This window comes from Pseudomonas sp. Kh14, assembly GCF_900291005.1.
GTDB classification, from domain to species: domain Bacteria; phylum Pseudomonadota; class Gammaproteobacteria; order Pseudomonadales; family Pseudomonadaceae; genus Aquipseudomonas; species Aquipseudomonas alloputida.
In genome coordinates this window covers 725,527-746,084 of sequence record NZ_OLKJ01000038.1, presented here as the reverse complement: position 1 = coordinate 746,084, position 20,558 = coordinate 725,527, and the positions used below count along the sequence as shown (strand labels likewise).

General features: G+C 62.9%; 17 protein-coding genes. 10 read left to right on the top strand and 7 right to left on the bottom strand.

Features of this window, described 5'->3' with window-relative positions:
- Positions 1–19: 19 nt before the first annotated feature.
- Entirely contained in the window at positions 20–1,159 is a 1,140-nt protein-coding gene (locus tag FQ668_RS25800; RefSeq protein WP_003253511.1) for an MFS transporter, read from the top strand.
- A gap of 34 nt (positions 1,160–1,193) precedes the next feature.
- On the opposite strand, the gene FQ668_RS25795 is transcribed toward FQ668_RS25800, so the two are convergent.
- Positions 1,194–2,747 carry a phospholipase D family protein gene (locus FQ668_RS25795; protein ID WP_014592845.1) on the bottom strand — a complete coding sequence of 518 codons (1,554 nt, stop codon included), beginning with the start codon at positions 2,745–2,747 and terminating at the stop codon, positions 1,194–1,196.
- A 60-nt stretch (positions 2,748–2,807) separates the two neighbouring features.
- Positions 2,808–4,238 carry a PLP-dependent aminotransferase family protein gene (locus FQ668_RS25790; RefSeq protein ID WP_162470263.1) on the bottom strand — a complete coding sequence of 477 codons (1,431 nt, stop codon included), beginning with the start codon at positions 4,236–4,238 and terminating at the stop codon, positions 2,808–2,810.
- A gap of 178 nt (positions 4,239–4,416) precedes the next feature.
- Between FQ668_RS25790 and FQ668_RS25785 the strand changes: the two genes are divergently transcribed.
- The gene (locus tag FQ668_RS25785; RefSeq protein ID WP_003253515.1) at positions 4,417–4,647 is read left to right on the top strand and encodes a DUF1127 domain-containing protein; all 231 of its coding nucleotides are present in this window, start codon (positions 4,417–4,419) and stop codon (positions 4,645–4,647) included.
- Positions 4,648–4,847: 200 nt separating this feature from the next.
- On the opposite strand, the gene FQ668_RS25780 is transcribed toward FQ668_RS25785, so the two are convergent.
- Positions 4,848–6,140, bottom strand: coding sequence for an FAD-binding oxidoreductase (locus FQ668_RS25780; protein ID WP_019436932.1), 1,293 nt, complete (start codon positions 6,138–6,140; stop codon positions 4,848–4,850).
- A 143-nt stretch (positions 6,141–6,283) separates the two neighbouring features.
- Between FQ668_RS25780 and FQ668_RS25775 the strand changes: the two genes are divergently transcribed.
- Complete coding sequence (locus FQ668_RS25775) at positions 6,284–6,637, top strand: YkgJ family cysteine cluster protein (protein ID WP_012054091.1); 354 nt, start codon at positions 6,284–6,286, stop codon at positions 6,635–6,637.
- A gap of 2 nt (positions 6,638–6,639) precedes the next feature.
- On the opposite strand, the gene FQ668_RS25770 is transcribed toward FQ668_RS25775, so the two are convergent.
- A complete protein-coding gene (locus tag FQ668_RS25770; protein ID WP_003253520.1) occupies positions 6,640–7,128 on the bottom strand; it encodes an Lrp/AsnC ligand binding domain-containing protein in 489 nt (162 codons plus the stop codon).
- A 156-nt stretch (positions 7,129–7,284) separates the two neighbouring features.
- Here FQ668_RS25770 and dadA point away from each other — a divergent pair, with 156 nt between their 5' ends.
- The 5 genes from dadA to FQ668_RS25745 all read left to right on the top strand — a co-directional run bounded on the left by dadA (position 7,285) and on the right by FQ668_RS25745 (position 13,090).
- Positions 7,285–8,589, top strand: a complete 1,305-nt coding sequence (dadA, locus tag FQ668_RS25765) for a D-amino acid dehydrogenase (protein ID WP_014592842.1) — start codon at positions 7,285–7,287, stop codon at positions 8,587–8,589.
- A 127-nt stretch (positions 8,590–8,716) separates the two neighbouring features.
- Complete coding sequence (gene alr, locus FQ668_RS25760) at positions 8,717–9,790, top strand: alanine racemase (RefSeq protein ID WP_019436933.1); 1,074 nt, start codon at positions 8,717–8,719, stop codon at positions 9,788–9,790.
- A 107-nt stretch (positions 9,791–9,897) separates the two neighbouring features.
- Complete coding sequence (locus FQ668_RS25755) at positions 9,898–10,446, top strand: cupin domain-containing protein (RefSeq protein ID WP_003253526.1); 549 nt, start codon at positions 9,898–9,900, stop codon at positions 10,444–10,446.
- A gap of 154 nt (positions 10,447–10,600) precedes the next feature.
- Positions 10,601–11,005 carry a cytochrome c5 family protein gene (locus tag FQ668_RS25750; protein ID WP_033724653.1) on the top strand — a complete coding sequence of 135 codons (405 nt, stop codon included), beginning with the start codon at positions 10,601–10,603 and terminating at the stop codon, positions 11,003–11,005.
- Positions 11,006–11,230: 225 nt separating this feature from the next.
- Complete coding sequence (locus FQ668_RS25745) at positions 11,231–13,090, top strand: acetyl-CoA hydrolase/transferase C-terminal domain-containing protein (RefSeq protein ID WP_019436935.1); 1,860 nt, start codon at positions 11,231–11,233, stop codon at positions 13,088–13,090.
- Positions 13,091–13,199: 109 nt separating this feature from the next.
- Here FQ668_RS25745 and FQ668_RS25740 read toward each other — a convergent pair whose 3' ends face one another.
- Both FQ668_RS25740 and rep read right to left on the bottom strand, forming a co-directional pair.
- Positions 13,200–13,772, bottom strand: coding sequence for a xanthine phosphoribosyltransferase (locus tag FQ668_RS25740; protein ID WP_003253535.1), 573 nt, complete (start codon positions 13,770–13,772; stop codon positions 13,200–13,202).
- Positions 13,773–13,883: 111 nt separating this feature from the next.
- Positions 13,884–15,893, bottom strand: coding sequence for a DNA helicase Rep (rep, locus tag FQ668_RS25735; RefSeq protein ID WP_003253537.1), 2,010 nt, complete (start codon positions 15,891–15,893; stop codon positions 13,884–13,886).
- A gap of 295 nt (positions 15,894–16,188) precedes the next feature.
- On the opposite strand from rep, the gene FQ668_RS25730 reads away from it, so the two are divergent.
- Positions 16,189–17,856, top strand: a complete 1,668-nt coding sequence (locus FQ668_RS25730) for a bifunctional diguanylate cyclase/phosphodiesterase (RefSeq protein WP_014592838.1) — start codon at positions 16,189–16,191, stop codon at positions 17,854–17,856.
- 184 nt (positions 17,857–18,040) lie between these two features.
- Here the strand turns inward: FQ668_RS25730 and FQ668_RS25725 are convergent, their stop codons facing one another.
- The gene (locus FQ668_RS25725) at positions 18,041–19,429 is read right to left on the bottom strand and encodes a NorM family multidrug efflux MATE transporter (protein WP_014592837.1); all 1,389 of its coding nucleotides are present in this window, start codon (positions 19,427–19,429) and stop codon (positions 18,041–18,043) included.
- A 157-nt stretch (positions 19,430–19,586) separates the two neighbouring features.
- Between FQ668_RS25725 and FQ668_RS25720 the strand changes: the two genes are divergently transcribed.
- Entirely contained in the window at positions 19,587–20,513 is a 927-nt protein-coding gene (locus FQ668_RS25720) for a LysR substrate-binding domain-containing protein (protein ID WP_019436535.1), read from the top strand.
- Positions 20,514–20,558 lie beyond the last annotated feature (45 nt).

The window sequence follows — 20,558 nt, the reverse complement described above, 5'->3', positions numbered from 1 at the left end:
TATTGGCTGGGAGGCTGTAATGCGTTGGGGTACCTACTTCGCCGTACTGGCATCGGTGCTCAGTGTCGGGCTGGCGCTTGGCGTGAGCATGCCGCTGGTATCCCTGCGCCTGGAGGCCTGGGGCTACGGCAGCTTCGCCATCGGCGTGATGGCGGCAATGCCGGCGTTGGGCGTACTGGCCGGCGCCAGCCTGGCCAGCCGCCTGGCAGGTTGGGTTGGCGTACCTTCGGCGATGCGCCTGTGCCTGTGGGGCGGGGCGCTGTCGATTGGCTTGCTCGCGCTGCTGCCTAGTTACCCGTTATGGCTGCTGCTGCGGCTGATGATCGGCATGTCCCTGACCGTGGTGTTCATCCTCGGCGAAAGCTGGATCAACCAACTGGTGGTCGAACAGTGGCGTGGCCGGTTGGTGGCGCTGTATGGCAGCAGCTACGCCCTGAGCCAGTTGGCCGGGCCGTTGGTGCTGGGTTTCCTCGGCTCTGATGACGACTTCGGCTTCTGGGCTGCGACCGGCCTGCTGCTGGCCGCGCCGCTGGTTCTGCTGGGGCGTGGTGGGGCGCCGAGCACGGAAGCCTGCAGTGTCACCTTTGGCGACCTGTTCGCCTTCTGCCGACGCTTGCCGGTAATTGCCTGGGCCATTGCCCTGTTCGCCTCGTTCGAGGCGATGATCCTCACCTTGCTGCCGGTGTATTGCCTGCAGCAGGGCTTCAGCACCGAAATCGCCTTGTTCATGGTTAGTACCGTGGTGGTGGGTGATGCGGTGCTGCAATTGCCCATCGGCGCGCTGGCCGACCATATGTCGCGACGTACCCTGTTCACTGGCTGTGCGGTGACCCTGCTGGTGTCCAGCCTGGCGATCCCGCTGCTGTTGCACACCCCGGTTATCTGGCCGTTGTGGGTGTTGTTCGGCGCCAGTGCCGGCGGCTTGTTCACCTTGTCGCTGGTGCTGATCGGTGAGCGCTACCGCGATGATGAGTTGGTACGGGCCAATGCCCACGTGGCCCAGCTGTGGGGCATTGGCTGTTTGCTCGGGCCGTTGTTGGCGGGGGCGGGGAGCCAGTGGATCAGCGGGCATGCGTTGCTGTTCCTGATGGCGGCCGGGGCTGCGGGGTTGGTGGTATTGACCCGGCGGCGCGGAGCCTTTGAGCCGGTTTCTGCCTGATGATTTTGGGGGCCGCAAGGCCCCGGAATCGCCGCTATAGCATCTTCTCCAAGCCAACCGCCTTGCTGATCCAGGCATTGAAGCGCCGCCAGATCCCGCCCGGCTCAGACGTCAGCACGTGCCGTTGGCCATTGTCCTCGGTCGCCCACACCAGCTTGTTACCTATCAGTTTCACCTGATAGCTCAGCGCAGGCGCCATACCCTGCTGGGCCAGCTCGCGGGTGTATTCGGCCAGCTCCGGGCTGTCCACCAGTACCCCGACCTCGGTGTTCCACAATACTGAGCGCGGGTCGAAGTTGAACGAGCCGATGAAGGTCTTGCGCCGGTCGAACACGATCGCCTTGGTGTGCAGGCTCGAATCCGAGCTGCCACGGAAACTCAATCGCCCCGCGCTGGGGTCGCCTGGCTGGCGGCGAAGCTCGTAAAGCTGCACCCCGTGCTCAAGCAAGGCACGACGATAGGGGGCATAGCCTCCATGCACTGCTGGCACGTCGGTGGCTTCCAGCGAGTTGGTCAGCAGCTTCACCGAAACGCCAGCGTCGGCGCGGCCGGTCAGGTACAGCAGCCCCGGTTCGCCCGGTACAAAGTAGGCCGATGCCAGGACCAACTCGCGGTGCACGTTAGCCAGGTCCGGTGCCAGTTGCTGGCTCAGCAGTAATTGCGGGTCCGGTTCGTCTTCGGCCAACACCTTGCTGGGCGCATCCCATAGCGCCTGGGCGTGAGCCCAGATCAGCTCGTTGCGCCACACATCCAGGCGCGGTTGCGACTGGTAGGCCATCAAGCGGTCGTACAGGGCCTTGCGCTGGGTCCTGGCTTTGGCCAGCGACACTTCCAGGCGCTGGCGGCTGGCCCGCAGGTCGTTGGCATCCGGGTCATGCCAGAGGAAGTCGGTGATCGGCCGGCTGAGGGCGCTGTTCCAGTACTGGTCGAAGCTGTGCCCCAACTGCTCCGCTACCGGGCCCACGCCCAACAGGTCGATGTCGGTGAAGTTGAGGTTGGGCTCGGCATCGAAATACTCGTCGCCCAAGTTGCGGCCACCGACGATGGCCATGCTGTTGTCTACCAGGAACAGCTTGTTGTGCATGCGTCGGTGCTGGCGCGACAAGTTGAACAGCCGGCCCACGGCGCGCGTAACGCCGGTACTGCGCCCCAGATGCAGTGGGTTGAACACGCGAATGTGGATGTTCGGGTGGGCATCGAGGGTGCCCATGACGGTGTCCAGACCGTCGCTGGTAGTGTCGTCGAGCAGGATACGCACGCGCACGCCACGGTCGGCGGCGCGCAGCAGTTCATGCACAAGGGCGCGGGTACTGAGGCCGTCGTGGACGATGTAGTACTGCAGGTCGATGCTCGCCTGGGCGTTGCGTATCAGTTCGGCGCGGGCGCGAAATGCCTCGTTGCTGTTGGGCAGCAGGCGAAAGCCCGAGCGGCCGCCATAGGGCGCGGCCTGGCGCAGCACCGAGCGGCCAAAGGCCGATTCGTGGGCAGGCAACGCCTGACTGGTTTCGCGGGGTGCGCTGATGCTTGTGCAACCGGCAAGGCCGAGCAACAACACCAGCAGCAGAGGCAAGGCTCGCTGGAGTCTCAAGGGTGGACCGTCCTGTGCAGCAAGGGCTTTAGGGGTTTGACCGTGACGGGCGGCGCAAAGTTACGCGTCGGCGCTTTCGTCATCCAGTAGACGAAGGGCGGTTTCACCAACCTTGCGCACGGAGGCTTCGATTTGCGGCGTTGGCCTGGCGGCGAAATTCATGCGCAGGCAGTGGCGAAACTTGCCCGAGGCCGAAAAGATGCTGCCTACGGCAATCTGCACGCCCTGCTCCAGTAAAGCGCGGTTCAGCCGAAGCGTATCGAGATGTTCAGGTAATTCCACCCACAGCATGAAGCCGCCCTGGGGCCGGCTGACCCGGGTGCCCGCCGGGAAGTAGCGGGTCACCCAGTCGCCCATCAGGTCGCGGCCACGCTGGTACTGGCTGCGCATGCGCCGTACATGGGGCTGGTAGTGCCCGGCGGCGATGAAGTCAGCGATGGCCAGCTGAGGCTGGCTGGCGGTGCTGCCGGTGCTGATGTATTTCATGTGCAGCACGCGCTCCAGGTAGCGTCCGGGCGCCACCCAGCCGATCCGCAGGCCGGGCGCGAGGGTTTTGGAGAACGAACTGCAGAGCAGCACGCGGCCATCGTCGTCGAACGACTTCAAGGTGCGTGGGCGTGGGTAGGTATAGGCCAGGTCGCCGTACACATCGTCTTCCAGAATCGCCACGTCATAGCGTTGGGCGAGGCTCAGCAAGGCCTTCTTGCGTGCCTCGGGCATGATGTAGCCCAGCGGGTTGTTGCAGCTGGGGGTGATCTGGATGAGCTTGATCGGCCACTGCTCCAGGGCCATCTCCAGCGCCTCCAGGCTGATGCCGGTGACTGGGTCGGTGGGGATTTCCAGCGCTTTCATGCCCAAGCCTTTGAGGGTTTGCATGGCGCCGTGGAAGCTGGGCGAGTCGACCGCGACGATGTCGCCTGGCTCGCAGACCGCGCGGATGCTGCATGACAGCGCCTCATGGCAGCCGGTGGTGATCACCAGGTCGGCCGGCCCCAGGCGGCAGCCGGAGTCGAGCATCAGCCGGGCCACCTGTTCGCGCAGGGCCAGGTTACCGTGGATGTTGTCGTAGTACAGGCCAGGCATGTCCTGGCGCCGGCTCAACTGGGCAAGGCTACGCAGCAGCGGCTTCAGGGTAGGGCTGTCGATGTCGGGCATGCCGCGGCCGAGTTGCACCACATCCTGGCGCGGCGTACTGCGCACCAGCTCCAGCACCTGTTCCCACTGCGAGATGTCCACCGGGCGCTGGGCCGGGCGGCTGACTGCGGGCAGTGCCGGCAACTGCCGTTGGTCGCTGACGAAGTAGCCGGACTTGGGCCGCGGCGAGACCATGCCGCTGTCTTCGAGCATGCGATAGGCCTGCTGCACGGTGCTCAGGCTGACCCCGTGTTCCTCACTCAGTGCGCGCACAGATGGCAGGCGCTGGCCAGGGCGATAGAGGCCCTGCTCGATGCGGGCGCCGAGTATTTCGGCGAGATTCAGGTAGAGGGTCAAGGCATACTCCTGCGCTGCATTGGCATAGCGACCGGTACAGTTGGGCTGAAAATACAGCATTCAGTCGGCCAGCGGCCAATTCTGTATGGGAATAATAAGGCTGTATTGGATCTGTATTGTCGAGGGTGCCGACGCGCATGCTTTCTCCACGGTAACAACTGGACGGGAGGATGCGGTGATGGGTGGCATGAGCGATGTGCGCTTGCAACTGTTGGCCAAGGAACTGGAAGCCGGGCAGCAGGCCAAGGTGTTCAACGCGCCAGAGGGTTTGGGGCGTTGGGGGCTGATGCTGCATCGCTGGCATACCCGCAGGGCGTTGCTGCAGCTGACCGATGACGAGTTGCGCGATGTCGGGCTGAGCTGGGAGCAGGCCCGGATCGAAGGGCGGAAACCCTTCTGGAAGGACTGACACGGTGGTCGCTGGAGGGCCTGTTGTGCCCCAGACTTGAAACTTGCACCGACCCTGTGGGAGCGGGCATGCCCGCGAAGCAGGCGTCGCAGAGGATGGCACGGGCTTCGCCCGTGTTCGCGGGCACGCCCGCTCCCACAGGGGGCTAGTCAGCTTTTAGATTTTAAGCAAGACAGTTGCTGCCACAAGGATGGGGACTTTCAGGCCAGCTCTTTGAGGCGATGCCACAGCATCCCCAGCGCCAGCAGTGGCGAGCGCAGGTGCTTGCCGCCAGGGAAGGTGATGTGCGGCACCTTGTTGAAAAGGTCGAAGCGCCCGCTTTCCTGGCCACTGATGGCTTCACCCAGCAGGCGCGCGGCCAGGTGGGTGGCGTTGAGCCCATGGCCCGAGTAGGCCTGGGCGTAATACACGTTCGGCTGGCTGGCCAGGCGGCCAACCTGCGGCAGGCGATTGGCACCAATGCCGATCATGCCGCCCCACTGGTAGTCGATGCGCACGTCGGCAAGCTGCGGGAACACCTTGAGCATCTTCGGCCGCATATAGGCGGCGATGTCCTTCGGGTCGCGGCCAGAATAGTGGCAGGCACCGCCAAACAGCAGGCGGTGGTCGGCGGACAGGCGGTAGTAGTCCAGCGCCACGCGCTGGTCACACACCGCCATATTCTGCGGCAGCAAGGCGCGTGCGCGTTCTTCGCCCAGCGGCTCGGTGGCGATGATGTAGCTGCCGGCCGGCAGCACCTTGCCGCCCAGCTCGCGATTGAGGTCGTTGTGGTAGGCGTTGCAGCACAGTACCAGGGTCTTGGCGCGTACCCGGCCTTGGGCAGTATGCACCTGCACTTCAGTGCCGTAGTCGATGCGGGTGACTTCGGATTGCTCGAACAATTTCACGCCCAGGCGGGCGGCTGCGGCGGCTTCACCCAATGCCAGATTGAGCGGATGCAGATGCCCGGAGCCCATGTCGACCAGCCCCCCCACATAGCAGTCGGCACCCACCACGCTGTGGATATCGTCCTTGCCGACCAGCCGCAACTCATGTGCATAGCCCAGGCTGCGCAGCTCCTCGGCGTCTTGGGCAAAGCCCAGCAGCTCGGCGGGTTTGTTGGCCAGGTCGCAGTAGCCCCAGGCCAGGTCGCAGGCGATGGCATGCTTTTCTACCCGCTCGCGCACGATCTGTACGGCCTCCAGGCCCATCAGTTTCATGGTGCGCACGCCTTCTTCGCCGATGACCGGGAGGAACTGCTCCAGACCATGGCCGACCCCTCGGATCAGTTGACCGCCATTGCGCCCACTGGCACCCCAGCCAAGTTTGCGCGCTTCCAGCAGGATGACCGAGAAACCACGCTCTGCCAGCTCGATGGCGGTGTTCAGGCCCGAGTAGCCGCCGCCGATGATGCACACGTCGGCGTTGTGTTCGCCTTGCAGGAAGGCGTGGTCGGGGTGTGGCGCGCTGCTGGCGGCGTAATAGGAGGCGGCGTGCTGCGCGCTGTGGATCATTGGGGCGGCCCTTAAAAATGGAGGGGGGACGAGGATAAGCTGTGCCATCGCGGCCGGGCAACCAGCGAGGGCTTCATACTCGTTCGCGGGTGAACCCGCAAATAAGCCTATAATCCAATCACTTTGTCAGCTTGTATCCCGTCATGTCCTGCAACCGCCACAAGATCCACTTCCTGCGCGAACTCATCCCCTCTTTCGAGTGCGAGCCCGGCTGCCACGACTGCTGCGGCCCGGTCACCACCTCGGCGGAAGAAATGGCCCGCCTGCCGCGCAAGTCCCAAGCCGAGCAGGACGCTGCTCTGGAGCGTCTGGACTGCGTGCACTTGGGCCCCCACGGCTGCACGGTGTATGAAGAGCGGCCGATGATCTGCCGGCTGTTCGGTACCACCCCGCGCATGGCCTGCCCGCGTGGTCGTGGCCCTGAACCGATGATCGACCCCGCCGCTGAACAGTTGGTCCACCAGTTCATTGCCACCACCCGCCAGGTGCTGGTGTAGCCTCAGTCCGGGATCGGCAGGCAGAGGCTCTCCTTCACCTCTTCCATCACGATGTAGCTCTTCGATTCGCGCACGTGCGGCAGTTTCAGCAGGATGTCGCCGAGCAGCTTGCGGTACGAGGCCATTTCCGAAATACGCGCCTTCACCAGGTAGTCGAAGTCGCCCGACACCAGGTGGCATTCCAGCACATGGGGCAACTTCAAGACCGCGCGGCGGAACTCCTCGAAGGTATCGCCCGACTTGTAGTCCAGGCTGATTTCCACGAACACCAGCAGGCTGCCCTTGAGGTGTTGCGGGTTCAGGCGGGCGTTGTAGCCCATGATGATGCCCTCGCGCTCCAGGCGGCGAACCCGCTCGGTACAAGGGGTGGTGGACAGCCCAACTTTCTCGCCCAGTTCGGTGAAGGAAATACGCCCGTCATTCTGCAGGATACGCAGGATGTTGCGGTCGATCTTGTCCAGTTCACGCTTGGTCTGGTGCTGGGTTCTCATAGGGGATGCCCCTCCGTGAAAGGCGATTTTGCCGAGAATTCTCGCCAATAATAGGCTTTTATATAGTGAATTGCACTGGTCTCAAATTCCTATACTGCGCCCATTCATGCCATTTCAATAAAAGTGTGCGGCGCGCCGCGTGTGAGGGATAAAACGATGCGAGTTCTGGTACTTGGTAGCGGTGTAATCGGAACCGCCAGTGCCTATTACCTGGCCCGGCAAGGTTTCGAAGTCACGGTGGTCGACCGCCAGCCGGCGGTGGCCATGGAAACCAGCTTTGCCAACGCCGGCCAGATCTCGCCCGGCTATGCCTCGCCCTGGGCTGCCCCTGGTGTACCGCTCAAAGCCATCAAGTGGCTGCTGGAGCGTCACGCCCCTCTGGCCATCAAGCTCACGGGCGATGTCGACCAGTACCTGTGGATGGCACAGATGCTGCGCAACTGCACTGCCAGCCGCTACGCGGTGAACAAGGAGCGCATGGTGCGCCTGTCCGAGTACAGCCGTGACTGCCTCGACGAGCTGCGCGCCGAAACCGGCATCAACTACGAAAACCGCAGCCTGGGCACCACCCAGCTGTTCCGCACCCAGGCCCAGGTCGATGCTGCGGCCAAGGACATTGCCGTACTCGAACAGTCCGGTGTGCCCTACGAGCTGCTCGACCGCGACGGCATTGCCCGCGTCGAACCCGCCCTGGCCGGCGTGAAAGATATCCTGGCCGGCGCCCTGCGCCTGCCGAACGACCAGACTGGCGACTGCCAGCTGTTTACCACCAAGCTTGCCGACATGGCGTTGAAGTTGGGCGTGGAGTTCCGCTTCGGCCAGGACATCCAGCGCTTGGACTTCGCCGGTGACCGCATCAATGGCGTGTGGATCGACGGCAAGCTGGAGACGGCAGACCGCTACGTGCTGGCGCTGGGCAGCTACTCGCCACAGATGCTCAAGCCGCTGGGCATCAAGGCTCCGGTGTATCCGCTGAAAGGCTATTCGCTGACCGTGCCGATCACCAACAGCGACATGGCCCCGACTTCGACCATTCTCGACGAGACCTACAAGGTTGCCATCACCCGTTTCGACAACCGCATCCGCGTTGGTGGCATGGCTGAAATCGCTGGTTTTGACCTGTCGCTGAACCCGCGTCGGCGCGAAACGCTGGAGATGATTGTCAACGACCTTTATCCTCGCGGCGGTGACCTGAGCCAGGCCAGCTTCTGGACCGGCTTGCGCCCGGCGACCCCGGACGGCACACCGATCGTGGGGGCCACGGCGTTCCGCAACCTGTTCCTGAACACCGGTCACGGTACCTTGGGCTGGACCATGGCGTGCGGTTCCGGCCGCCTGCTGGCCGACCTGATTGCGCGCAAGAAGCCGCAGATCAGTGCCGAAGGCCTGGATATCTCCCGTTATGGCAACAGCCGGGAAGTGGCCAAGCACGGGCAAAGCGCGCCGGTTCACCAGCAGTAATAGCCTGTGCCGGCCCATTCCACAGGTACACCACAGCTTTTGAACGCTGTGCACTACCTGTGGGAGCGGGCAAGCCCGCGAAGAATCCACCACCGATTTCAACCCGAACCACCATAAGGCAGCCGCCATGCGTCCCGCCCGCGCCCTGATCGACCTCCAGGCCCTGCGCCACAACTACCGTCTGGCCCGTGAACTGACGGGTGCCAAAGCCCTCGCCGTGATCAAGGCCGATGCCTACGGCCACGGCGCCGTGCGCTGCGCCCTGGCCCTGGAGGCCGAAGCCGACGGCTTTGCCGTGGCCTGCATCGAAGAGGCGCTGGAACTGCGCGCCGCCGGTATCAAAGCCCCGGTACTGCTGCTGGAAGGTTTTTTCGAAGCCAGCGAACTGGCGCTGATCGCCGAGCACGACCTGTGGTGCGTGGTGCACTCGCTGTGGCAACTGGAAGCCATCGAGAAAACCCCGCTGCACAAACCGCTCAACGTCTGGCTGAAGCTGGACAGTGGCATGCACCGCGTTGGCCTGCACCCCAAGGACTACCACGATGCCTACCAGCGACTGCTGGCCAGCGGCAAGGTTTCGCGCATCGTGTTGATGAGCCACTTCGCTCGCGCCGACGAACTGGACGCTGACGCTACCTCCCAGCAAATCGCTGTGTTCGAAGCTGCCCGACTGGGCCTGGCCGCCGAATGCAGCCTGCGTAACTCGCCCGGCGTGCTGGGCTGGCCGCAAGCGCCCAGCGACTGGGTGCGCCCAGGCCTGATGCTATACGGCGCCACGCCGTTCGAAGTGGCGCAGGCCGAGGCCGCACGCCTGCAACCGGTGATGACCCTGCAATCGCGGGTGATCAGCGTGCGCGAGCTGCCTGCCGGCGAGCCGGTTGGCTATGGTGCCAAGTTCGTCAGCCCTCGGCCGACCCGCGTGGGTGTGGTCGCCATGGGCTATGCCGATGGCTACCCGCGCCAGGCGCCCAACGGCACCCCGGTGCTGGTCGCTGGCAAGCGCACCCAGCTGATCGGCCGGGTGTCGATGGACATGCTCAGCATCGACCTCACCGACGTACCGCAAGCCACTGTCGGCAGCCCGGTCGAATTCTGGGGCAAGCAGGTGCTGGCCAGTGAAGTGGCCGCGCATGCGGGCACTATTCCCTACCAGATCTTCTGTAACCTGAAGCGGGTACCACGGGACTACATCGGCGAATGAGACGCTGAAGCGGACAGGTTGGGGGCGGTGTGTTGTAAATACTGAACGGCATTGCCATGATATCGTTCACATCCACCCCCCTTTCACCGTTTCAGGAGGCTCCAGCTTTGGACGTCGGCGAACGACTGCAAGCCATCCGCAAGCTCAAGGGCCTGTCGCAGCGCGAACTCGCCAAGCGTGCTGGCGTGACCAACAGCACCATCTCGATGATCGAGAAGAACAGCGTAAGCCCCTCTATCAGCTCGCTGCGCAAAGTGCTGAGCGGCATTCCCATGTCCATGGTCGAATTCTTTTCGGTCGAGCTGGAGCCCCAAAGCCCCACTCAGATCGTCTACAAGGCCCATGAGCTGATCGATATCTCGGACGGTGCTGTGACCATGAAGCTGGTGGGCAAGTCGCACCCCAACCGTGCCATCGCTTTTCTGACCGAGGTGTACCCGCCAGGTGCGGACACCGGTGCCGAGATGCTCACCCACGACGGCGAGGAGACCGGTATCCTGCTTGAAGGCCGCCTGGAGCTGGTGGTCGGCAACGAGATTTTCGTTCTCGAAGAAGGCGACAGCTACTACTTCGAAAGCACCCGCCCGCACCGCTTCCGCAACCCCTTCGACCAGCCGGCGCGGCTGATCAGTGCGGCGACGCCTTCAAACTTTTGATCCAGCGCAGTGCATTGATTCGGCAATACCCCTTTCCTGTGTGGGGTCGTTTCACGGCCTCTGGGTTCCCGCTATACTTTTCAACGCTCGCCGATCCGTGGCCGCGAGCGTGATTAGCCACCATGAGGGTGTTCGCGTGAATCAAATCAAGAAGATGCTGGCCGTACCAGCAGCCGTATTCGCCCTCTGGGCAATGAGCGCAACCGCTGCGACCAATGACGACATTGCCAAACGCCTGGAGCCGGTTGGCCAGGTGTGCGTCCAGGGCCAGGAGTGCAAAGGCATGGAAGTGGCCGCTGCAGCAGGTGGCGGGGGAGCCAAGACGCCGGATGAAATCATCGCCAAGCACTGCAATGCCTGCCATGGCAGCGGCTTGCTCGGCGCGCCTAAAATTGGTGACACCGCCGCGTGGAAAGAACGCGCCGACCACCAAGGCGGCCTGGATGGCATTCTGGCCAAGGCCATTACTGGCATCAACGCCATGCCGCCAAAGGGCACCTGTGCAGACTGCTCGGATGAAGACCTGAAAGAGGCGATCAAGAAAATGTCCGGGCTGTGATTTACAGCTGAACTGCATGAGGCCCGCCGTTGATGGCGGGCTTTGTTTTTTTGTCGCCTGGGTCGGCCTCTTCGCGGGCAAGCCCGCTCCCACAGGTACCCACAGGACCTGAAGGTTGTGTTAATCCTGTGGAAGCGGGCGTGCCCGCGAAAGGGCCGGTACAGGCAACCAATTACTTCAGCCCTATGTCCAACCCCTGAACCCACGGATGTTTCAGGAGGCCCCATGCACCTCTGCTCCATCGACCAGGCTGTCGAGCAGGTCTTGTCCCGGCTGCCAACCCATATCCATATGGGCCTGCCTTTGGGTCTGGGGAAACCCAATGCCTTCGTCAACGCGCTTTACGCCCGCGTACGCGAGCTGCCCGAACGGCGCTTGACCATCTATACCGCACTTTCCCTTGGCCGCCCGCCATTGGGCGATGGCCTGCAACGGCGTTTTCTCGAACCCTTCGTCGAGCGAGTGTTCGCTGACTACGAAGAGCTCAGTTACCTCGCAGACCTGCGCAACGACAGCCTGCCGCCGAACATCCGAGTCGAACAGTTCTTCATGCAGCCCGGTAGCCTGCTGCACAGCGAATCGGCCCAACAGGACTACGTCAGCAGCAACTACAGCCATGCCGCACGGGATATCAACGCCAAAGGCCTGAACCTGATCGCCCAGTTGGTGGCAGCCACCCCCGAAAAGCCCGTGCACCTGAGCCTGGCCTGCAACCCAGACATCACCCTCGACCTGCTGCCGATGATTGCCAAGCGCCGCGCTGCAGGCGAAACCATCCTCATGCTGGGCCAGGTGCATGCCGAACTGCCCTATATGCCAGGCGATGCCGAGCTGCCTATCGATGCGTTCGACCTGCTGCTCGACGAAGCCGAGCAACGTCGGCTGTTTTCCACGCCAAACATGCCGGTCGGCATTCAGGACCACTGCATCGGCCTGCACGCCAGCAGCCTGGTACGCGATGGCGGTACGCTGCAGATCGGCATTGGTGCCATGGGCGATGCGGTTGCTGCGGCATTGCTGGCACGTCAGGGCGACAACGCCGGTTACCGTGCGGTGCTCAAGGCGCTGGATGTCGGACCGTGGCAGACATTGATCGAGCGAGAAGGGGGCCTGGACACCTTTGCCCACGGCTTGTACGGCTGCAGCGAGATGTTCGTCAACGGCCTGCTGGTGCTGGCTGAAGCAGGGCTGCTACGACGCCCGGCGGACGAGCAGGGCGCAATACTGCATGGCGGCTTTTTCCTCGGCCCGCAAGCGTTCTACCAGCGCTTGCGCGAGATGCCGCTGGAGCAGCGCGCGCAGTTTGCCATGACCCGTATCAGCTTCATCAACGAGCTATATGGGCAGGAGGCACTCAAGCGCCGACAACGTCGTGATGCGCGCTTCATCAACACCGCGTTCGGCATGACCCTGCTCGGCGCCGGGGTGGCCGACCAGCTTGAAGACGGCCGCGTGCTCAGTGGCGTGGGCGGGCAGTACAACTTCGTTGCCCAGGGCCATGCGCTGGAGGGCGGGCGTTCGATCTTGCTATTGCGCAGTTGGCGCGAGGCAGGCGGAGAGGTGACCTCGAACCTGTTCTGGACTTATGGCCACTGCACCATTCCCCGGCACCTGCGCGATATCGTGGTGACCGAGTACGGCATTGCGGACTTGCGTGGGCAGACTGACAGCGAAGTGATAGCGCGGTTGTTGGCGGTGAGCGATTCGCGGTTCCAGCCGGGCCTGATCAAGCAGGCCAAAGAAGCTGGCAAGCTTGCCGACGACTTTCAGCTGGAGGCGCGCTTTACCGACAATACCCTGCAACGCCTGGAGGCGATCAGTGCACAGCATGCGCGGCTGTTCCCGGCGTATCCGATGGGCACGGACTTTACGGCCGAGGAGCAGGATCTGTTGCGGGCGCTGAACTGGTTGAAGAGCAAGTTCAAGCTGAGCGAGGTGTTGGAGCTGGGCAAGGCAGCGTTGGATGCACCGGGGCCGGAAGGGTATGAGCGGCATCTGGCGCGGATGGGGCTGGAGGTTCCGCAAGGGTTTAAAGAGGAGCTTTATCAGCGGCTACTGCTGGCAGGCTTACAGGCTACAAGTTAATCGCTTGCGCACACTGTCGCCTGTAGGAGCGGGTTTACCCGCGAATGCGATATTGAATCTGCCATCGCATTCGCGGGTAAACCCGCTCCTACGCCGGGGCGGTGAGGCCTTATTCGATGAAGCTGACCACACCACCTTCCAGCGACTTCACCCGGGCCAGCGATTCAACGCGGTAGCCCTGGCTGTCCAGCTCGGCACGGCCGCCCTGGAACGACTTCTCGATCACGATACCCAGGCCCGCCACGGTGGCGCCTGCCTGCTTGATGATCGAGATCAGCGCCTGCGAGGCTTTGCCGTTGGCCAGGAAGTCGTCGATCACCAGCACGCGGTCGCTGCTGTTGAGGTGACGCGGCGAGATGGCCACGGTGTTCTCGGTCTGCTTGGTGAAGGAATATACCGAGGCGGTCAGCAGGTTCTCGGTCAGTGTCAGCGACTGGTGCTTGCGAGCGAAGATGACCGGCACACCCAGTTTCAGACCGGTCATCACCGCCGGGGCAATGCCCGAGGCTTCGATGGTAACGATCTTGGTCACGCCGGCGTCGGCGAACAGGCGAGCGAACTCGTCACCGATCAGCTGCATCAGCGCGGGATCGATCTGGTGGTTGAGAAACGCGTCGACTTTGAGAACCTGATCGGAAAGCACGATGCCTTCTTCGCGAATCTTCTGATGCAGTGCTTCCACTGTGATTTCCTCGATGTAGATAGTGGTCCGTATGGCCGATCTGTGAGTTCAAATCGGCCATACAAACCACCGTGGCCGCTAAAAGCGGCAAAGTTAAAGAGTAATGGTTGATCAGCGTTTGAGCATTGCCCGGATATCGGCCAGGGCGTTGTTGCCGCGAGCGGCCTTCACCTCGACCGGCGCGTCGTCCAGGCCCTCCCAGGCCAGGTCGTCCGGAGGCAGTTCGTCGAGGAACCGGCTGGGCGTGCAATCGATGATTTCACCGTACTGCTTGCGCTTGGCGGCGAAGGTGAAGGCCAGGGTCTGGCGCGCGCGGGTGATGCCCACGTAGGCCAGACGGCGTTCCTCTTCGATGGTGTCGGCCTCGATGCTGGAGCGGTGCGGGAGGATTTCCTCTTCCATGCCCATGATGAACACGTAGGGGAATTCCAAGCCCTTGGAGGCATGCAGGGTCATCATCTGCACACCTTCGGCGTTTTCTTCTTCTTCCTGCTGGCGCTCGAGCATGTCGCGCAGCACCAACTTGCCGATGGCGTCTTCGATGGTCATGTCACCCTCTTCGTCCTTCTCGAGGGTGTTTTTCAGCGCTTCCACCAGGAACCAGACGTTGCTGATCCGGAACTCTGCAGCCTTGTCGCTGGCAGTCTGCTGGCGGATCCAGTTTTCGTAGTCGATGTCGCGGATCATCTCGTGCAGCGCGGCAATCGGGTCTTCCAGGGCAACCTTGTGGCGCACCCCATCCAGCCAATGCTTGAAGCGCTGCAAACGCTCGGTGTAGCGGGCGTCCAAGTGCTCGCCCAGGCCCAGTTCCTCGCTGGCGGCGTACATCGAAATGCCGCGCTCGGTGGCGTAGTTGCCGAGCTTTTCCAGGGTGGTGGAGCCGATTTCCCGGCGCGGTACGTTGATTACCCGCAGATAGGCGTTGTCGTCGTCCGGGTTCACCAGCAAGCGCAGGTAGGCCATCAGGTCCTTGACCTCCTGGCGGCCGAAGAAACTGTTGCCGCCCGACAGGCGATACGGCACCTGGTGGTGCTGCAGCTTCAGTTCGATCAGCTTGGCCTGGTAGTTGCCGCGGTAAAGGATGGCAAAGTCGCTGTACGGTCGGTTGGTGCGCAGGTGCAAGGTGAGGATTTCCATGGCCACGCGTTCGGCCTCGGCTTCCTCGTTCTTGCAGCGGATCACGCGGATCTCGTCGCCCACGCCCATCTCGCTCCACAGCTGCTTTTCGAACGCATGCGGATTGTTGGCGATCAACACGTTGGCGCAGCGCAGGATGCGGCTGGTGGACCGGTAGTTCTGCTCGAGCATGACGATCTTCAGGGAGGGGTAGTCCTCCTTGAGCAGCATCAGGTTCTCAGGGCGAGCACCGCGCCAGGCGTAGATCGACTGGTCGTCGTCGCCCACCACGGTGAACTGGTTGCGCATGCCGATCAGCATTTTCACCAGCAGGTACTGGCTGGCGTTGGTGTCCTGGTATTCGTCCACCAGCAGATAACGCACGCGATTCTGCCAGCGCTCCAGCACCTCGGGGTGCTCCTGGAACAGTTTGACCGGCTGCAGGATCAGGTCGTCGAAGTCCACCGCGTTGAACGCCTTGAGCGTGCGCTGATAGTGGGTGTAGACGATGGCGGCGGTCTGCTCGCGTGGGTTGCGCGCCTTTTCCAGGGCCTCTGGTGGCAGAACGAGGTCGTTCTTCCAGGCACCGATCATGTTCTTGATCTCGTCGATGCCGTCGTCGCCGGAGTATTCCTTCTGCATGATGTCCGACAGCAACGCCTTGATGTCGGACTCGTCGAAGATCGAGAAACCCGGCTTGTAGCCCAGGCGCTCGTGTTCCTTGCGGATGATGTTCAGGCCCAGGTTGTGGAACGTACACACGGTGAGGCCACGGCCTTCCCCCGGGCGCAGCAAGGTGGCGACCCGCTCCTTCATCTCGCGCGCGGCCTTGTTGGTGAAGGTCATCGCCACGATGTACTGGGCGCGGATGCCGCAGTTCTGGATGAGGTGGGCAATCTTGCGCGTGATCACGCTGGTCTTGCCCGAACCTGCACCGGCGAGCACCAAAAGAGGGCCGCCGACATAGTCACGGGCTTCCTGCTGCCGGGGATTGAGTCGGGACATGCTAGAAACCGGGGGTCGCCAGAAAATAGCCGCGCATTCTAACAGGCATGGGGCCGTTGTGGCGCGACCGTCTGACGTCTGAGTCAGACTTTTGTCCGTCTAATTATTAGTGTCACTAATGCTAGTAGCTGAAAAAATCATATTTGCCGGTTTGATTCGTTTCGCGCAGGATGCACGACAAAATACGTCGGAATGCTACGATCGAAAAACATGCATAAAAGTGAAAATCATTTTCATTGAATGCAGTAGCATGCCCGCCAGATCTCGTTGCACCGTCAAGCCCTAAGGAGCCCGCTTGTCCACGCCTGTCGAACCTCTGCGTTTGCTGCTGTTGGCCGATGAGCCGGAATGGGCTGCCTCGTTGCACGCGTGCATGCCTGCACTGGGTGGCAGCGCCGTGCTATTGACTGCGCCAAACTGGGAGGCGGTCGACAGTCTGTTCAGCCATGATCGCCAGGCCGTCGTGCTGGCAACGCCAGGCTTGCAGCCTGCCCCCGGGCGATGCGAGCTGCCGACCATCCTGCTGCTTGACCACGAGCCTGAGGCCGCGCCCAGCGCTGTCAGCGACTGGCTGGTGCGCGACCAGCTCAACGCCGATACCCTTCGCCGCTCACTGCGCCATGTGCGAGAGCGCGGGGTGCTGGTCGCCACCTTGCAGCGCCTTGCCGAGCAGGACCCGCTGACCGGCATCGCCAACCGCCAGGGCTTCCAGGCTTTGCTTAATGCACGCCTGGCCGAAAACGAAGGCCGTGGTGTCGCGCTTGGCCACCTGGACCTGGACAACTTCCGCCACGTCAACGACGCCCTGGGCCACCAGAGCGGTGACCGGTTGATCCTGCAGGTGGTGGCACGGCTGAAGCATCAGCTGGAGGCGGGCGACCAGCTGGCACGTCTGGGTAGCGATGAGTTCGCCCTGCTTATCGACACCCGTCGCGATGCCAATCGCGCCGAATGGATTGCCGAACGCATCGTCGAGGCCTTGGCCGAGCCCTACTGGATCGACGGCGAAAGCCTGCTGCTGGGCTGCAGCCTGGGCCTTGCACATGCTCGCGCGCAGAGCGGCGCCGATCCGCTGATGTGGCACGCGCACATCGCCATGCGTCAGGCCAAGGGCAGCCAAGGCTGCACCTTTCATGTGTTCAACGAACGCATCAACCGCAATGCCCGCAGCCTTGCCGACCTGGAAAGCGAGTTGCGCCGCGCCCTGCGCCGCGACGAGCTGGAACTGCACTATCAGCCCCGCCTGAACCTGGCTGACGGGCGCATTGTTGGCCTGGAGGCGCTGGTGCGCTGGCGCCATGCCGAGCGCGGGCTGCTGCCGCCCAGCGAGTTCGTGCCACTGGCCGAGCAGAGCGGCCTGATCGTGCCCTTGGGTTATTGGGTTATTTCCCGTGCCCTGCGTGACATGCAGGCGTTGTGCGAACGCGGCCTGGAACCGCTGCACATGGCGGTCAACCTGAGTTTCCGCCAGTTCCAGGACAGCCAGCTACTGGCCACGTTGAGTCGCCTGATCCTCGAGCACGGCGTGGATGCCCGCTGGCTTGAGTTCGAGCTGACCGAGACGGCGGTGATGCGCCGCAACGAGGTGGTGCGCCAGACCATGGACGCGCTGGGCCGCCTGGGCGTGCGCTTCTCGCTTGATGATTTCGGCACCGGGTTTTCTTCGTTCGTGCACCTCAACAGCCTGCCGATCACCTTGCTCAAGGTGGACCGCAGCTTTGTTGCGGAAATGGAAATGCGTGAAGAGAACCGCAAGCTGGTACACGCCATGATCAACCTGGCGCACAACCTCAACCTCGAGGTGGTGGCCGAGGGTGTGGAGAGTGAAGAGCAACTGGCGTTGCTGCGCGGGTTTGGCTGCGACCAGGTGCAGGGTTTCCTGGTCAGCAAACCGCTACCGATAGGGGAATTGATGGCGTATTTGCTGCAGGCGCCCGGACGCCAGTTGGAGGCTGTCCTGTAGGAGCGGGTTTACCCGCGAATGGGGCCGGGCCTGCTGGCCAATCTCCACCAGACGTTCACCGTTGCCGCCGCCACCGTATTCGCGGGCAAGCCCGCTCCTACACACTGATCTGCGGTGGACACACACACCGGGGGTTGGACACAGGCCGCTGTAGGAGCGGGTTTGCCCGCGAAGAGGCCCCACGTCAGGCTGAAGCCGTCGCCTTCCCGGCAGCCCAAGCCTTCCCCAACAGCCGCTTCATCCGCCACTCAAAGCCAAAGGTCAGCGCCACCGCCGCACACGCCAGCCCCAGTGCCAGCCCCCACCAGATCCCTACTGCACCACCGCCCAGGGTAAAGGTGAACAACCAGGCGCTCGGCGCCCCCACCAGCCAGTAGCACACCAACCCGATCAGGAAGGTGGTCTTGGCATCTTTCAGGCCACGGATCGAGCCCATGGCAATCGTCTGCATGCCGTCGAACAGTTCGAACCATGCCGCCACCATCAATAACTGCACGGCCACCTGGAAGATCGCGGCAAAGGCCGGGTCATTACGGTCGATGAACAGCCCTACCAGCGCTTCGGGCAGCAGCAGGAACAGGGCGGCGAAGGCAAACATGATCATGGCCCCGAACCCGATGCCCACCCGGCCGGCGCTGCGCGCCGCCAGCAGGTTGCCAGCGCCGTAGTACAGGCCGACGCGCATGGTCACCGCATAGGACAAGCCCGTCGGCACCATGAATGCCGTGGACACGATCTGCAGGGCAATCTGGTGCGCCGCCAGCTCGGTGCTGCCCAGCACGCCCATGCACAGCGCGGCGAAGGCGAACAGGCCCACTTCCACCATGTAGGTACCGCCAATCGGCAGGCCCAGCCGCCACAGCTCGCGCAGGGCCGCCAGTGATGGGCGTGACAGGCCCTTGCGCAGCGGGTAGGCGGTATAGGCCGGATGCCAGCGGATATACAACGCCAAGGCAATGGCCATGCCCATCGACACCACTGCAGTGACCAGGCCGATACCCATCAGGCCCAGCTTGGGCAAACCGAACATGCCTTCGATCAGTGCCACGTTGAACAGGTAGTTGAGCACCGTGCCGAACAAACTGATGACCATCACCGGGGTCGAGCGGCCCAGCGCGCTGGTGAAGCCACGCAAGGCCATGAAGGTCAGATAGCCGGGCAGGGCCAGTGGCAGCAGGGTGAGAAATTCGGCGGCCGAGGCCACGTTCTCGGGCTTCTGCCCGAAAAGCAGCAGCACAGGTTCAAGATTCCACAGCACCAGCGCGGCGAACAGCGCCAAGGCCCAGGCCAGCCATAGGCCGTTCTGCGCCAGTCGGGTGGCTCCTTCGATGTCGTTGGCACCCTTGCGAATGGCCACCAGCGTGCCGACTGCGGCAATCACGCCCAGGCAGAAGATCGATACGAACGAATAGCTGGCTGCCCCCAGGCCACCACCCGCCAAAGCCTGAGGGCTGATGCGGGCCATCATCAGGGTGTCAGTCAGCACCATCAGCATGTGCGCCAACTGCGAGGCAATCAGCGGCCCGGCCAGGCGCAGCAAAGCCTTGAGTTCTGTGGTGGGCGCGACGTGCATGGGGGCAGTCCTTCATTCTGGGGTGATCAACGAAGGGCGATTCTGAGGCTTCGGTCAACTTTGCACAAAAGGATAAATGCGATAGTTGGCATGAGTTGAACTCATGTATATAGGGTTCTCGGAGATTTGCCTAACACGCCCATATTGCAGGTGTCTCATGCCACGCCAGCTACCACCGCTGTATGCCTTGCGCGCATTCGAAGCTGCCGCGCGGCTAAGTTCCTTCACCCGTGCAGGCGAAGAGCTTTCTATCACCCAAAGCGCCATTAGCCGGCATATCCGTACGCTGGAGGAGCATTTTGCTTGCCGCCTGTTCGTGCGCAGTGGCCGCAGCCTGCAACTTACCGAAGCGGGGCGGGTACTGCTGCCGGGCGTGCGCGAGGGTTTCGCGGCGTTTGAGCGGGCCTGTGAAACCTTGTGTGGTGAAGACGACATACTGCGTATGAAAGCCCCCTCGACCCTGACCATGCGCTGGTTGCTGGCGTGCCTTAGCCGCTTTCGGCATCTGCAGCCGGGCAATGAGGTGCAGCTGACCAGCGCCTGGATGGATGTCGACCATGTGGATTTCAACCAGGAGCCGTTCGATTGCGCTGTGTTGCTCAGCGACGGGGTATTCCCGCCGGAGTGGGAGGTGCGCAAGCTGTTCCCTGAGCTGTTGATCCCGGTCGGCGCGCCGGACCTGCTCGACGAGGAGCCCTGGGATGTGTGCAGGCTGGCCTCTGTCGAACTGCTGCACCCCACGGTGGACAAGCGTGACTGGCGGGAATGGCTGGAGCGTATGGGGCTTGGCGACCAGGTGTCGCTCAAGGGCGGCCAGGTGTTCGATACCCTGGAGCTGGGCATGATTGCCGCGGCGCGGGGCTACGGGATATCCATGGGCGACCTGCTGATGGTGGCCGAAGATGTGGCGCAGAAGCGCTTGAGCCTGCCATGGCCGACGGCGGTGCCCAGCGGCATGGATTACTATCTGGTATGGCCGCGCACTCGCCCGAGTGGCGAGCGTTTGCGGCGCTTGAGTGCGTTTCTGGAAGACGAGGTGGCGGCGATGGATTTGCCGGATGTGGAAGTCCTGCCGCGTCTTTGATCACCTGTACCAGCCTCTTCGCGGGCTCGCCCGCGAAGAGGCTGG

What these genes read in the sequence shown, in the direction of transcription:
- alr (WP_019436933.1), top strand. Translation starts at nt 8,717, where the DNA reads ATGCGTCCCGCCCGCGCCCTGATCGACCTCCAGGCCCTGCGCCACAAC.
- FQ668_RS25785 (WP_003253515.1), top strand. Translation starts at nt 4,417, where the DNA reads ATGGGTGGCATGAGCGATGTGCGCTTGCAACTGTTGGCCAAGGAACTG.
- FQ668_RS25750 (WP_033724653.1), top strand. Translation starts at nt 10,601, where the DNA reads ATGCTGGCCGTACCAGCAGCCGTATTCGCCCTCTGGGCAATGAGCGCA.
- FQ668_RS25770 (WP_003253520.1), bottom strand. Translation starts at nt 7,128, where the DNA reads ATGAGAACCCAGCACCAGACCAAGCGTGAACTGGACAAGATCGACCGC.
- FQ668_RS25725 (WP_014592837.1), bottom strand. Translation starts at nt 19,429, where the DNA reads ATGCACGTCGCGCCCACCACAGAACTCAAGGCTTTGCTGCGCCTGGCC.
- FQ668_RS25745 (WP_019436935.1), top strand. Translation starts at nt 11,231, where the DNA reads ATGCACCTCTGCTCCATCGACCAGGCTGTCGAGCAGGTCTTGTCCCGG.
- FQ668_RS25720 (WP_019436535.1), top strand. Translation starts at nt 19,587, where the DNA reads ATGCCACGCCAGCTACCACCGCTGTATGCCTTGCGCGCATTCGAAGCT.
- FQ668_RS25780 (WP_019436932.1), bottom strand. Translation starts at nt 6,140, where the DNA reads ATGATCCACAGCGCGCAGCACGCCGCCTCCTATTACGCCGCCAGCAGC.
- dadA (WP_014592842.1), top strand. Translation starts at nt 7,285, where the DNA reads ATGCGAGTTCTGGTACTTGGTAGCGGTGTAATCGGAACCGCCAGTGCC.
- FQ668_RS25800 (WP_003253511.1), top strand. Translation starts at nt 20, where the DNA reads ATGCGTTGGGGTACCTACTTCGCCGTACTGGCATCGGTGCTCAGTGTC.
- rep (WP_003253537.1), bottom strand. Translation starts at nt 15,893, where the DNA reads ATGTCCCGACTCAATCCCCGGCAGCAGGAAGCCCGTGACTATGTCGGC.
- FQ668_RS25775 (WP_012054091.1), top strand. Translation starts at nt 6,284, where the DNA reads ATGTCCTGCAACCGCCACAAGATCCACTTCCTGCGCGAACTCATCCCC.